Source organism: Serinicoccus sp. CUA-874, from assembly GCF_001942225.1.
Classification (GTDB): Bacteria; Actinomycetota; Actinomycetes; order Actinomycetales; family Dermatophilaceae; genus Ornithinicoccus; species Ornithinicoccus marinus.
The window spans coordinates 400,295-412,994 of the sequence record NZ_MKJZ01000011.1 but is presented as its reverse complement, the minus strand read 5'-3'; the positions used below and the strand labels follow the sequence as shown (position 1 = coordinate 412,994).

Sequence of the window (12,700 nt, the reverse complement as noted above, 5' to 3'; positions counted from 1 at the left end):
GGTCCCCAGGGTAGGGCGTGAGCGCGGGGCTACGGTGGCCGCATGGAGCCTGACGACCCGGTCGTGCGCGAGGCTGACCCGGAGGTGCAGGTGCGGGCCTTCATCGACCAGCACCGGCAGATGCTGCGCGCCTCGCTCGACGGTCTCACCGAGCAGGAGGCGCGGGCCGCGCTGGTGCCCTCGCTGACGACGTTGCTCGGGCTGGTGAAGCACGCGGCCTTCGTCGAGCGCGTGTGGTTCGGCGAGGCGGTGACCGGGAGCCCGCGGTCGGCGCTGGGGATCCCGGAGACGGTCGAAGAGTCGTTCGAGCTGACCAGTGAGGACACCATCGCGTCCGTCCTGGCCGAGCACGCCGCGGCCGTGGCGCGGTCACGCGCAGCCGTCGCGGGGATGAGCGGGGACGCCGTGCTGCCCGGGAACCGTCGTGGTCCGCTGCCGCTGCGGTGGGTGCACCTGCACGTCCTGCGCGAGCTGGCTCAACACTGCGGGCACGCGGACATCCTGCGCGAGCAGGTGCTGGCAGCTCGGGACTGACACCGGGCTCGGGCAGCCAGACGCGGTATACCCCGGTGAGATGTCTGCGCGGGCCGATGGTCCTGCCGGTGCTCGTGCCCGCGCGACCTAGGCTGGGCTGCATGACGCTCGAAGCAGCCGCCGACGGATCCGCGCTCGGCAACCCCGGACGGCCGGGTGGGGGTGGTACGTCGACGCGGACCGGTGGGCCAGCGGCGGCTGGGAGCGCGGCACCAACAACATGGGTGAGCTGACCGCGGTGCTCGACCTGCTGCAGCAGACCGAGGACCTGGAGGAGGATCTGCTCGTCTACTGCGACTCGCAGTACGCCATCAAGTCGATCACCCAGTGGATGCCGGGGTGGAAGCGCAAGGGCTGGCGCAAGGGGGACGGCAAGCCGGTGGCCAACGTCGAGATCATGAAGGCGCTCGACGCGGCGATGCGCCCCAACGTGCGCTTCCAGTGGGTCAAGGGGCACGCCGGCCACGGGCTCAACGAGGAGGCCGACCGCCTCGCCAACGCCGCGGCGCAGGCGTATGCCGCGGGCCGTGAGCCGGAGGCGGGTCCCGGTTTCGCCGGGGCGTCTCCTGGCAGGTCCGAGCACGCCTTCGAAGTCACCACCCGGCAGCCGGAGGCCGACCTCTTCTCGCTGTCCGAGGAAGTCAGCGACGAGGACCAGGTCGTCGCCCGGGAGCGCTCGCTGCTCAGCGACGAGCTGCGCGCCGACCCGGCCGGCGTCGCCGGGCTGCTGCACCCGTCGTGGCAGGAGGTCGGCCGGTCCGGGCGGCTGCGGACCCGTGAGCACATGCTGGCCGAGATCGCGCCGCTGGCGGAGCCGGTCGAGCTCGAGGTCGTCGACACCCAGCGGCTTGGCCCGGACCTCGTCCTGGTGCTGTGGCGGGGCTCCGGCGACGGCGGGAGCACGCTGCGCAGCTCGCTGTGGCAGCGCACCGGCCAGCAGTGGCGTCAGCGCTTCCACCAGGCGACGCCCGAGGGCTGAGCCCGCGCGGTCACGTCGCGAGCGGCGTCGCGGCCGTCAGGTCGGGTGCCCGAGATTGCCCGCACCCCGAGGGCGAGCGCGACGACGGCGGCGAGGGCGGCGGCATACCCGGCACCCGTGAGGACCGTCTGCACCTGCACCACGGCAGCGTCGAGCAGGGCGTCGGTGTCGGTGGGGTCCGCTAGCGTCCCGACCTCGAGGTGGAACCGACGCAGGCCGAGGGAGGTGAGCAGCGCCAGACCCACGACCATCCCGACCATGCGCGCCACGACGACGAGCGAGCTGACGGTGCCGTGACCGTCCTCGCGGGCGTCGGCGAGCGCCGCGTCGTTGACCGGTGCGATCGCCAGACCGACACCGAGCCCGGCGCCGACCAGCGCCAGCGTGGTGCTGACGACCTCGTCCAGCGAGGCCCGTTCCCAGCGCGCCATCGCGAAGATCGAGACCGCCGCGACCGCCAGCCCCGGGGCGGCGACCAGCCCCGGGCCGACGCGGCGCAGCAGCCAGCCCCCGAGCAGCGCACCGACGGGCACGGCGACGAGGAAGCGCACCAGCACCAGCGCCGCATCGGTCTCGTCGGTGCCCTGGGTGAGCCGGGACAGCAGCGGGACGTCGACGACGATCGCGACGATCGCCGCGCCGACGAGGAGGCTGACGACCAGCGCGGGCCAGACCCGGCGGCGGACGACGCCTCGGGGATCAGCGGGTTCGCGGCGAGCCGTTGCCGGAGCAGGAAGGCCACGGTCGAGGCGGCACCCAGCGGCAGCAGCCATACCCCCCAGGGGCCGAGCACCTCCTCCTCCGGGTTGGCCGTCGAGAAGGTCAGGACGAGCGACCCGAGGGCGATGGCCACGAGGGTGGCGCCGAGCAGGTCGGCGCGCAGCAGCAGCGGCAGCCAGCGAGACGCGGTGACGAGCACCAGGAGCAGCGTCGCCACGGCCGCGGCTGCACCGATCGGCGTCGCGACCCGGGAGGCCGAGGCGGTGTCGAAGGGCACGAAGGGCACACCCAGATCGATCGAGGTGGTCAGGGCCTCGGGCGCCCACAGGGTCAGCGTCCAGAGCACGGTCGCGAGCGCCGCCAGCAGGTATGCCGTCGCCCGCGCCAACCATCCGCGACGCCCGGTGGGTCCGTGGGCAACCATCCCCGACGCTCGGTGGGGCGTGGGGGAACCATTCGCGACGCCCGGTGGGCGCGTGGGGGGCGAGGGCCGGATGACGGCGACGCCGACCAAGGCCAGCAGCCCGAGCGCCACGTTGAGCCAGAAGATCTCCCGCCACCCGGCGACGGCGAGGACGAGCGCGCCCAGCAGCGGCCCGACGACCGAGCCCATCTCCTGCACCGCGCCGACGACGCCCAGCGGCATACCGCGCCGGCCGGGCGGCCAGAGGTCGGCCACCAGCGCGAGGGTCGCGGGCACCAGACCGCCCCCGCCGAGACCCTGGAGGAAGCGGCCCCCCACCATGACCGGCAGCTCGACCGCGGCCGCGGTCACGGCCGAGCCGATGACGAAGACCACCAGGCACCACAGCAGGATCCGGCGCCGGTCGACCAGGTCGGACACGCGGCCGATGAGCGGCAGGACGGCGATGTAGCCGAGCAGGAAGCCCGAGATGATCGGGGTCCCCCGCTGCAGCGACTCGATGCCGACCCCGACGCCGGCCATCATGTCCGTGAGCGCCAGGACGACGACGTAGGTGTCGGCCGCGGCGAGGGCCACCGCGAGCGCGGCGACCGTCAGCAGCGCCGGCGCCCCCCGAGCCGGACGACCAGCCGCAGCGCCTGCTGCGACCCCCTGATCCCCCGCCGGCACTAGGGCTCGGTGACCGTGACCGGCTCGCCGTACTGGTCGAGGGTCACGGTGTAGGTCGAGGTCGTCGGGGGGTAGAACGGACCGGTGATCTCGACGCTGCGGACCTGCCAGGACTCCTCCACCAACCCGTAGGTGACGTCGAAGGAGGACTCGGCGTCCCCGGCGTAGAGCAGGTCGGTGACGATCTCGCCGGGCAGCGTGCCCACGACCTGCTGCACCACCTCGGCCCCGGCCCGGGAGCGCTCGCCGAACTGAGGGTCGTCGGTCTGGGTGAGCAGCGACACCAGGCCGCTCTCCCGGTCGAAGAGCGTGGCCGGGTCGGGCACCCCCAGCTCCTCCGGGTCGGTGTTGACGTGCGCGGGCACGTAGGGCAGCTTCACGAAGAGCTGGCCGTCGAGCGCGACGGTCGGGATGTCGGCCTGGACCCCGGCCACGACCGCGGTGATCGTGCCGTCGAAGGCGGGCGGGTCCATCGTGCCGCTGCCGTCGGCGCTGATGATGTAGGAGCTCTCCTCCTCGGGCAGGTCGGCGCCGGCCATGGTCAGGTGGACCGAGCCGGCGTCGGTGAGGACCCCGTGCGCCTGCTCCAGCCGGTCCTGCGCCGTCGGGGGCGGCGCCGAGCTGGTCGCGCTGTCCTCGCCGTCGTCGTCCGAGCACCCCGCGAGCGCGACGAGGACGGCGAGGCCCATCACCCCGAGCATCCTCGAGCCGGGGGTATGCCGTGCGCCGAGAGACCTCATACCTCCAGTATCACGCAGCCGATCTCACACGGCCCGGCGCGACCCTCTCCACCACCGGAGATACCGAGTCCGCTCCAGAGGCGGACACGCGGAAGGTCCTGTCGGGAGTCTCAGCCGAAGCGGCCGGAGATGTAGTCCTCGGTCGCCTGCTGGCTGGGGTTGTTGAAGATGTTCTGGGTGGAGTCGTACTCCACGAGCTCGCCCGGCTTGCCGGTGGCCTCGAGGTTGAAGAAGCCGGTCTTGTCCGAGACGCGCGCCGCCTGCTGCATGTTGTGCGTGACGATGACGACGGTGTAGTCGACCTTGAGCTCGTTGATGAGGTCCTCGATCGCCAGCGTCGAGATGGGGTCCAGCGCCGAGCACGGCTCGTCCATGAGGATGACCTCGGGCTGGATCGCGATGGCGCGGGCGATGCACAGCCGCTGCTGCTGGCCGCCGGACAGGCCCGAGCCGGGCTTGTCGAGCCGGTCCTTGACCTCGTTCCACAGGTTGGCGCCGCGCAGCGCCTTCTCGGTGAGCTCGTCGGCGACCTTGCCCGAGATCCGCTTGCTGTTGAGCCGGACGCCCGCGAGGACGTTCTCCTTGATCGACATCGTCGGGAACGGGTTGGGTCGCTGGAAGACCATGCCGACCTGGCGGCGCACGTCGACCGGGTCGACGTTGCGGGCGTAGAGGTTCTGGCCGTCGATCGCGACCTCGCCCTCGACCCGGGCGCCGGGGATCACCTCGTGCATGCGGTTCAGCGTCCGCAGGAAGGTGGACTTGCCGCAGCCGGAGGGGCCGATGAAGGCGGTCACCGAGCGGGGCTCGATGGACATGGAGACATCCTTCACGGCGTGGAAGTCGCCGTAGTAGATGTCGAGGTCGGTGACGTCGATGCGCTTGGACATGGGTATGCAGTGTCTCCTGGAGGTCAGCGGCCGGTCTTCGGCGCGAACATCGTGGCGATGAGCCGGGCGAGCAGGTTGAGGGCGATGACGATGAGCACCAGCAGCAGCGCGGCGGCCCAGGCGCGCTCCAGGCTCGGCTCCCGCACGGCGGGGCTGAGCGGCTTGGTGAACATGAAGTAGGCGTAGACCGCGAGCGTGTTCATCGGTCCGTCGAAGGCGTTCCAGTTGAGGCCGCGGGCATACCCGATCGCGACGAGCAACGGCGCGGTCTCGCCGATGACCCGGGCGATGGCCAGCGTGACCCCCGAGGCCAGGCCGGAGGCGGCGGTGGGCAGCACGACCTTGGCGATGACCCGCCACTTGGGCACCCCGAGCGCCAGTGCCGCCTCGCGCAGCTCGTTGGGCACGATCCGCAGCATCTCCTCGCTGTTGCGCACCACGGTCGGGATCATCAGCACCGACAGGGCGACCGCACCAGCGAGCCCCATCTTGGCGTCGCGGATCCCGAAGATCTGGGTGAACAGCGCGAAGGCGAAGAGCCCGGCGACGATGGAGGGTATGCCGGTCATCACGTCGACGAGGAAGCGGATCCCGCGGCTGAGCTGGTTGCGGCCGCCGTACTCCACCAGGTAGATCGCGGTGAACATCCCGATCGGGACCGAGATGAGCGTCGCCAGACCGGTGATGAGGAGCGTGCCCATGATCGCGTGGTAGGCGCCGCCGACGAAGTCCGCCGAGCCGTCGGCGTACTGCTGGTCGTTGAGCCCGGTGACGCCGTTCATCGTCTGGTTGAGGAAGGCGAAGTCGAAGGCCCGGCCGGCCCCCTGGGCGATGACCGTCCAGAGCACCGAGACCAGCGGCACGATGGCGCAGACGAAGGCGAAGTAGACCAGCGAGCGCACCAGGTGGTCGATGGCCACCCGGGTGCCGCCGAGCTGCCGGTAGGTGGCGTAGATCGCGCCGAGGTAGGCCAGGAACGACAGCAGCAGCGCCGCGGCCACGTGCAGGTCGAGCAGCTGCCACAGCACGAGGGCGAGGACGACCGCGCCGGCGGCGATGATCATCGCCGGGCGGCGGCCCGCCGGCCGCACCGGCGAGGGGACGATGCCGCTCACGGCCTCCCGCTGGGTGGGACGCTGGTCGTTGCGCTGCGGCGACGGGGTCTGGGTCTGCGTGCTCATCAGTTGGCTCCCGAGAACTCGGCGCGGCGATCCACGATCCAGCGGGCGAAGAGGTTGACGCCGAGGGTGATGACGAAGAGGACCAGGCCGGCGGCGATCAGCTCGGAGAGCCGCAGGCCGGCGGCCTCGGGGAAGTTCAGGGCGATCTCGGCGGGGATGGTGGAGTTGCCGTTGCCGATGAAGTTCCACGTGAAGATGCCCGGCGCCAGGATGATGGCGACCGCCATCGTCTCCCCCAGGGCGCGCCCGAGGCCGAGCATCGTGCCGCCGATGACCCCGGGCATACCGAACGGGATGACCGCGGTGCGGATCATCTCCCACTGGGTGGCGCCAAGGGCCAGCGCGGCCTCCTCGTGCAGGCGCGGCGTCTGCAGGAAGACCTCGCGCGAGACCGAGGTGATGATCGGCAGGATCATCACCGCCAGCACGATGGAGGCGGTCAGCAGGGTGCGGCCGGTCGTGGACGAGTCGGCGAAGATCGGGATGAAGCCGAGGTAGCGCTCCAGCCACTCGAACAGCGGCACCAGGCGGGGCGCGAAGACCGCCATGCCCCACATGCCGAAGACGACCGAGGGCACCGCCGCGAGCAGGTCGATGACGAAGCCGATGCTCTTGCCCAGCCGTCGCGGCGCGTAGTGCGAGACGAACAGCGCGATGCCGACGGCGACCGGCGTCGCCAGCACCATCGCGATGAGCGAGGCGACGACGGTCCCGAAGACGAGGGGGGCGACGTAGCGCCAGAACCCGCGGCCACCGCTGATCTCGTCGGCCGGGGCGGTGAGGGCCGGCATGGCCTCCACCGCGAGGAAGACGGCGACGCCGGCCAGGATGAGCAGGATGACGACGGCGGAGCCGACGGAGGCGCCGGAGAAGAAGATGTCGCCCGGGCGCCGCACCGCCTTCGCCGGGCCGCGCTCACGCCGCGTGGGAGGGGCAGGGGCGTTCATGAGGTTCCTTCACGGTCGGACAGGGGGCAGGCACGCCCCGACCGGCGGTCGACTCCTCGGTCGACCGCCGGTCCGGGGTGGCACGTGGGCGGGACAGGTGTCAGCCGCCCTGGATCGTGTCGATGAGCTCCAGCGCGCTGGTGCGGGTGTCCTCGGAGATCGGGGCGGACCCGGCGGCGTCGGAGGCGGCCTGCTGGCCCTCCTCGGAGACGACGTAGGACAGGAAGTCCTTGACGAGGTTGGCCCGCTCCGGGTCGTCGTAGGAGGTGCAGGCGATGTGGTAGCTCACGAGGACGATCGGGTAGGTGCCCGACTCGGTGGTGTCACGGGCCAGCTCCAGGGCCATGTCGCCCTCGACGCCGGTGTCGGCCGGCTCGGAGGCGTCGACGACGTTGGCCGCGGCCTCCGGGGAGAAGGTGACGAACTCCTCGCCCACGCCGATGGCGGCGGACTGGCCGGTGACGACCGAGGCGTCGGCATACCCGATCGTGCCCTCGTTGTCGTTGATGACCTGGATGACGCCGGTGTTCTGCGCGGCGGCCTCGGCCGGGACCGGCCAGGCGTCGCTGGGCTCGTGCGGCCAGGAGTCGGGGGCGGCGGCGGTGAGGTACTCCATGAAGTTCTCGGTGGTGCCCGAGTCGTCGGAGCGGTGGACCACGGTGATCTCGGTGTCCGGGAGCTCGGCGTCCGGGTTGTCCTCGGCGATGGCCGCGTCGTCCCAGGTCGTGATGTCCTGGTTCATGATCTGCGCCAGGGTGTCGGGCGAGAGCTGCAGGCCGTCGACGCCGGGCAGGTTGTAGGCGACCGCGACCGGGGAGATGTAGACCGGGACGTGCATGGCGCCGCCATCACCGCAGGTGTCGGTCACCGCCTCGCGCTCCTCCTCGTCCAGGTAGGCGTCCGAGCCGATGAAGTCGGAGGCACCGGCGATGAGGTTCTCCCGGCCGGCGCCGGAGCCCACGGAGTTGTACTGCACCGTCACCTCGGGCTGGGTGCCCTGGTAGCCGGCGATCCAGGCGGTCATGGCCGCTTCCTGGGAGGACGCGCCCGAGCCGAGCACGTCGCCGGAGAGGGTCTCGCCGCCCTCCTCGGAGCCCTCGTCGGACCCCTCGTTGCTGGAGGTGGTGGGCGCGTCGTCGCCGCAGGCGGCGAGGGTGAGCGAGGCCGCCATCGCGATCGCGACGGTCGGGCCAAAGCGGTGGAGCTTCACGGGTTGAACCTCTCTGCACGTCTTCCAGGACAGCCGGACGCGCCAGTGAGACGGCGCCCGGTTCGTGGTGGCGGCGTCGCCAACCGAGGTCGAACCTAGGGAGCACACGTGACGTGCTCGGGCGTGAGAGGTGAATGCCGCGTGAACGACGGTCGAAGTTCCGCGGGTGGTATGCCCGGGGCCGCGGCGACCTGCCGCGACCCCGGGTGAGGGTCGTCCGCCCGCGCGTCAGCGCAGGACGAGGTCGCCACCGTCCGGATCGACGTCGACCACCACCGTCGCGCCGTCGCGGACGTCCCCGGCGAGCAGCGCCCGCGCCAGGCGGTCACCGATCTGGGTCTGCACCAGGCGGCGCAGCGGCCGGGCCCCGTAGGCGGGGTCGAAGCCACGCTCGGCCAGCCACCGGGAGGCCGCGTCGGTCACCTCGAGGGAGATCCGGCGACTCTCCAGCCGGCGGCTCAGCTCGGCCACCTGGAGCCCGACGATGGTGGCCAGCTCGTCCTGGCTGAGCGGGTCGAAGATCACGACCTCGTCGAGCCGGTTGAGGAACTCGGGCTTGAAGCTGGCGCGGACCGCGCTCATGACCTGCTCCCGCTTGGTGGCCTCGTCGGTGGTGGGGTCGATGAGGAACTGGCTGCCCAGGTTGGAGGTCATCACGAGGATGACGTTGCGGAAGTCGACGGTGCGCCCCTGGCCGTCGGTCAGCCGGCCGTCGTCGAGCACCTGCAGCAGGATGTCGAAGGTCTCCGGATGGGCCTTCTCCACCTCGTCCAGCAGCACGACCGAGTAGGGCCGGCGCCGGACGGCCTCGGTGAGCTGCCCGCCCTCGTCGTACCCGACATACCCGGGGGGTGCGCCGATGAGGCGCGCGACCGCGTGCCGCTCGGCATACTCCGACATGTCGATGCGGATCATCGCCCGCTCGTCGTCGAAGAGGAAGTCCGCCAGGCTCTTGGCGAGCTCGGTCTTGCCGACCCCGGTGGGGCCGAGGAAGAGGAAGGAGCCGGTCGGCCGGTCCGGGTCGGAGATGCCGGCGCGGGCGCGGCGGACCGCGTCGCTCACGGCGCGCACGGCGCGCCGCTGCCCGATGAGCCGCTGCCCGATGACGTCCTCCATCCGCAGCAGCTTCTCGGTCTCGCCCTCGAGCAGCCGCCCGGCGGGGATGCCGGTCCAGGCCGAGATGACGTCGGCGATGTCGTCGGCACCGACCTCGTCCTTGACCATCGGCGCGACCTCGGTGTCGGTGCTCAGCGCGGACTCCTCCTCCTGCGCAGCCACCAGCTCGGTCTCGGCCGCGGGGATCTCGCCGTAGAGCAGCCGGGAGGCGCCTTCGTAGTCGCCCTGCCGCTGCAGCCGCTCGGCCTGGGTGCGCAGGTCGTCGAGCCGCGCCTTGAGCTCGCCGACCCGGTTGAGCCCGCCCTTCTCCGACTCCCAGCGCGCGGTGAGCGCGGCCAGCTCCTCGCGGCGGTCGGCGAGGTCGGCGCGCAGCTTGGCCAGCCGGGCCTGCGAGGCCTCGTCGTCCTCGCGGGCGAGGTGCATCTCCTCCATCGTCAGCCGGTCGACCTGCCGCTGCAGCTGGTCGATCTCGACCGGGGAGGAGTCGATCTCCATGCGCAGCCGGCTGGCGGCCTCGTCGACGAGGTCGATGGCCTTGTCCGGCAGCTGGCGGCCGCTGATGTAGCGGTCGGAGAGGTCGGCGGCGGCGACGAGCGCGGAGTCCTCGATCGCGACCTTGTGGTGCGCCTCGTAGCGCTCCTTGAGGCCGCGCAGGATCGCCACGGTGTCCTCGACGCTGGGCTCGCCGACGAAGACCTGCTGGAAGCGGCGCTCCAGCGCGGGGTCCTTCTCGATGTTCTCGCGGTACTCGTCCAGGGTCGTCGCGCCGACCATGCGCAGCTCGCCCCGGGCGAGCAGCGGCTTGAGCATGTTGCCGGCGTCCATCGAGGAGTCGCCGCTGGCTCCGGCGCCGACGACGGTGTGCAGCTCGTCGATGAAGGTGATGACCTGGCCGTCGCTGCCGGTGATCTCGGCGAGGACCGCCTTGAGCCGCTCCTCGAACTCGCCGCGGTACTTCGCGCCCGCGACCATCGACCCCAGGTCGAGCGAGATCAGGGTCTTGTCGCGCAGCGACTCCGGCACGTCGCCGGCGACGATGCGCTGGGCCAGGCCCTCGACGACGGCGGTCTTGCCGACGCCGGGGTCTCCGATCAGGACCGGGTTGTTCTTCGTGCGGCGGGACAGCACCTGGACGACCCGGCGGATCTCGGAGTCACGGCCGATGACCGGGTCCAGCCTGCCCTCGCGGGCCAGCGCGGTGAGGTCGGTGCCGTACTTGCCCAGCGCGTCGAAGGTCGCCTCCGGCTCGGCGGAGTCCACCGGCTTGCCGCCGCGCAGCGCCGGGATCCGCTCCGCGATGGCCTCGGCGTCCAGGGCCGGGAAGGCCCCGGAGCGGGCGAGCGCGAGGAGCAGGTGGTCGGTGGAGACGAAGGAGTCCCCCATCGCCGACATGGCGTCCTGCGCGCCCTTGATGACGGCGTGCATGGCGCGGGACAGGCCGGGGTTGCCCATGCTGGACCCACTCGCGGTCGGCAGCCCGGCGAGGGCGGCCTGGGCCGCCTGGCGTGCGGTGTCCGGGCTGGAGCCGCTCGCCTCGAGCAGCGGCCCGGTCGTGGTGTCTCCCTGGTGGGTCAGCGCGGACAGCAGGTGCGCCGGCTCGACCTGCGCGTGGCCGGCCGCGGCGGCGTCGCGCACCGCGGTCGACAGGGCCTCCTGGGCCTTGGTGGTGAGGTTGAGATCCATGGGTATGCGGTGCTCCTCCCGGCCCTCGCTCGGGGCCGCTCGCGTCGGTCAGTTCACTATCATGTCCAACCTGACCAAAGTTGAGTCTATTCCGCTCAACCCTGAGAAGAGGTCCTCAGAGCCGCAGCAGGGCGAGCGAGAGGAGCATCACGGCCGCGCCCGCCACGAAACCGAGCACCAGGGCACGGCGAGACCCGGCATGCTTGCGTGCGGTGGGGAGCAGCTCGACGACGCTGACGGCGACCATCATCCCGGCCACCAGCGCCAGCGACAGGTCGATCCAGCCCTCCGGGAGCAGAGCCTGCAGGACGAGGTAGCCCAGCACCGCGCCCACCGGCTCGGCCAGGCCCGAGGCTGCCGCCCACGCCATGGCCCGGGCACGGCTGCCGGTCGCGGCGTAGATCGGGGCCGCGACGACCAGGCCCTCGGGGATGTTGTGGATGGCGATGGCCGCGGCGAGCACCACCCCCACCGTCGGGTCGTCCAGGGTGGCGACGAACGTCGCCAGGCCCTCGGGCAGGTTGTGCAGCCCGACGACGCCGGCGAGGAGCAGGCCGGTGCGGAGCAGGCCGACGTCGAGATCGCCGGACCGGATCCGCCGCAGGTCCTGCCCGCCACCGGCCTCGGCCGGGGTGAAGCGGTGCGGCATGAGGTGGCAGAAGAGGTGGACGACTGCGCCGCCGACGACCATCGCCCCGAGCACCGAGAGCAGGGCGGCCCGGGCACCGACGACCTCGGACAGCGCGCGCTGCGCCGAGGGTGCGATCTCGCCGACGGAGATGGTGATCATGACCCCGGCCGCGAAGCACAGCGCCGCCGCCATCACCCCGGGGCGCAGCGCGACGCGCCGCGTGCCCAGCCAGCCGCCGACGCAGGTCGACAGCCCGGCCAGGACGGTGACGGCGAGCGCCAGGGCCACGGCATACCTCCTCGGGACGGCCGTGCGAAGTATGCCGGATCGCGCCACCATGGCCGCATGGACATCTCGGCACAGCTCGGCGACATCACCCAGGTCGACGTGGACGCGGTGGTCAACGCGGCCAACTCCACCCTCATGGGCGGGGGCGGTGTCGACGGGGCGATCCACGCCGCCGCCGGGCCGGAGCTGCTCGAGGAGTGTCGCCGGGTGCGGGCCGCGCGCTGGCACGACGGGCTGCCCGTCGGCGAGGCGGTCGCGACCGGGGCCGGTCGCCTGCCGGCGCGGTGGGTGATCCACACGGTCGGCCCGAACCGGCACCGTGGCCAGACCGACCCCGAGCTGCTCGCGTCGTGCTTCCGCCGCAGCCTGGAGGTCGCGCAGGAGGTGGGTGCCACCTCGGTGGCCTTCCCGGCGATCAGCGCCGGGGTCTACGGCTGGGACCCGGGAGAGGTGGCGCAGATCGCGGTGGCGACGGTGCGGCGTACCGGGGAATCGGTGCCGGGGGTCGAGGAGGTGCGCTTCGTGCTCTTCGGCGAGGACGTGCTGGCCCGCTTCGAGCAGGCGCTGGCGTGAGCGCCGTCGGGCTGGGCCCGCGACGACGACCGGCTCGTGTGGGCGGTGGTCGACCGGGCCGGCGGCGGGGCTGCACCGGGTCGGGCTGGAGGTCTACGCCTTCAACCCGCGGGCA

Annotated in this window: 11 protein-coding genes and 2 pseudogenes; 3 read left to right on the top strand and 10 right to left on the bottom strand. The window is 72.2% G+C overall.

Annotation, left to right across the window (positions count from 1 at the left end):
- The first annotated feature begins 42 nt into the window (after window positions 1–42).
- Together BJF80_RS05690 and BJF80_RS05685 are read left to right on the top strand one after the other, a co-directional pair.
- Complete coding sequence (locus BJF80_RS05690; protein WP_075812073.1) at window positions 43–534, top strand: DinB family protein; 492 nt, start codon at window positions 43–45, stop codon at window positions 532–534.
- 97 nt (window positions 535–631) lie between these two features.
- The gene (locus tag BJF80_RS05685) at window positions 632–1,513 is read left to right on the top strand and encodes an RNase H family protein (RefSeq protein ID WP_321166348.1); all 882 of its coding nucleotides are present in this window, start codon (window positions 632–634) and stop codon (window positions 1,511–1,513) included.
- Here the strand turns inward: BJF80_RS05685 and BJF80_RS19835 are convergent.
- From BJF80_RS19835 to BJF80_RS05640, 10 genes and pseudogenes are all read right to left on the bottom strand, one after another.
- The gene (locus tag BJF80_RS19835) at window positions 1,480–1,764 is read right to left on the bottom strand and encodes a hypothetical protein (RefSeq protein WP_237767452.1); all 285 of its coding nucleotides are present in this window, start codon (window positions 1,762–1,764) and stop codon (window positions 1,480–1,482) included. The genes BJF80_RS05685 and BJF80_RS19835 overlap by 34 nt on opposite strands.
- Before the next feature lie 48 nt (window positions 1,765–1,812).
- Window positions 1,813–2,286, bottom strand: a pseudogene (locus BJF80_RS19830) (MFS transporter); the annotation flags it as partial.
- Between the two features lie 398 nt (window positions 2,287–2,684).
- Window positions 2,685–3,182, bottom strand: a pseudogene (locus tag BJF80_RS19825) (MFS transporter); the annotation flags it as partial.
- Window positions 3,183–3,325: 143 nt separating this feature from the next.
- On the bottom strand, window positions 3,326–4,066 hold the full coding sequence (locus BJF80_RS05670; protein WP_083673472.1) for an LppX_LprAFG lipoprotein: 741 nt from the start codon (window positions 4,064–4,066) through the stop codon (window positions 3,326–3,328).
- 110 nt (window positions 4,067–4,176) lie between these two features.
- On the bottom strand, window positions 4,177–4,956 hold the full coding sequence (pstB, locus tag BJF80_RS05665) for a phosphate ABC transporter ATP-binding protein PstB (RefSeq protein ID WP_022925373.1): 780 nt from the start codon (window positions 4,954–4,956) through the stop codon (window positions 4,177–4,179).
- Window positions 4,957–4,979: 23 nt separating this feature from the next.
- Window positions 4,980–6,137 carry a phosphate ABC transporter permease PstA gene (pstA, locus tag BJF80_RS05660; protein WP_075812069.1) on the bottom strand — a complete coding sequence of 386 codons (1,158 nt, stop codon included), beginning with the start codon at window positions 6,135–6,137 and terminating at the stop codon, window positions 4,980–4,982.
- Window positions 6,137–7,084, bottom strand: coding sequence for a phosphate ABC transporter permease subunit PstC (gene pstC, locus BJF80_RS05655; protein ID WP_075812067.1), 948 nt, complete (start codon window positions 7,082–7,084; stop codon window positions 6,137–6,139). Before pstC ends, pstA begins: the two co-directional genes overlap by 1 nt.
- A 100-nt stretch (window positions 7,085–7,184) precedes the next feature.
- Window positions 7,185–8,294 (bottom strand): phosphate ABC transporter substrate-binding protein PstS, encoded by a 1,110-nt coding sequence (pstS, locus tag BJF80_RS05650; RefSeq protein ID WP_075812065.1) that lies wholly within the window; start codon window positions 8,292–8,294, stop codon window positions 7,185–7,187.
- A gap of 228 nt (window positions 8,295–8,522) precedes the next feature.
- On the bottom strand, window positions 8,523–11,093 hold the full coding sequence (gene clpB / locus BJF80_RS05645; RefSeq protein WP_075812063.1) for an ATP-dependent chaperone ClpB: 2,571 nt from the start codon (window positions 11,091–11,093) through the stop codon (window positions 8,523–8,525).
- 115 nt (window positions 11,094–11,208) lie between these two features.
- The gene (locus tag BJF80_RS05640) at window positions 11,209–12,063 is read right to left on the bottom strand and encodes a ZIP family metal transporter (RefSeq protein WP_075812061.1); all 855 of its coding nucleotides are present in this window, start codon (window positions 12,061–12,063) and stop codon (window positions 11,209–11,211) included.
- 6 nt (window positions 12,064–12,069) lie between these two features.
- Here BJF80_RS05640 and BJF80_RS05635 point away from each other — a divergent pair, with 6 nt between their 5' ends.
- Complete coding sequence (locus tag BJF80_RS05635; protein WP_075812059.1) at window positions 12,070–12,585, top strand: O-acetyl-ADP-ribose deacetylase; 516 nt, start codon at window positions 12,070–12,072, stop codon at window positions 12,583–12,585.
- Window positions 12,586–12,700 lie beyond the last annotated feature (115 nt).

Excerpts from the sequence above, each read along its gene's own strand:
- clpB (WP_075812063.1), bottom strand. The coding sequence starts at position 11,093 with ATGGATCTCAACCTCACCACCAAGGCCCAGGAGGCCCTGTCGACCGCG.
- pstC (WP_075812067.1), bottom strand. The coding sequence starts at position 7,084 with ATGAACGCCCCTGCCCCTCCCACGCGGCGTGAGCGCGGCCCGGCGAAG.
- BJF80_RS05640 (WP_075812061.1), bottom strand. The coding sequence starts at position 12,063 with ATGGTGGCGCGATCCGGCATACTTCGCACGGCCGTCCCGAGGAGGTAT.
- BJF80_RS05635 (WP_075812059.1), top strand. The coding sequence starts at position 12,070 with ATGGACATCTCGGCACAGCTCGGCGACATCACCCAGGTCGACGTGGAC.
- pstB (WP_022925373.1), bottom strand. The coding sequence starts at position 4,956 with ATGTCCAAGCGCATCGACGTCACCGACCTCGACATCTACTACGGCGAC.
- BJF80_RS05670 (WP_083673472.1), bottom strand. The coding sequence starts at position 4,066 with ATGAGGTCTCTCGGCGCACGGCATACCCCCGGCTCGAGGATGCTCGGG.
- BJF80_RS19835 (WP_237767452.1), bottom strand. The coding sequence starts at position 1,764 with ATGGTCGTGGGTCTGGCGCTGCTCACCTCCCTCGGCCTGCGTCGGTTC.
- BJF80_RS05690 (WP_075812073.1), top strand. The coding sequence starts at position 43 with ATGGAGCCTGACGACCCGGTCGTGCGCGAGGCTGACCCGGAGGTGCAG.
- pstA (WP_075812069.1), bottom strand. The coding sequence starts at position 6,137 with ATGAGCACGCAGACCCAGACCCCGTCGCCGCAGCGCAACGACCAGCGT.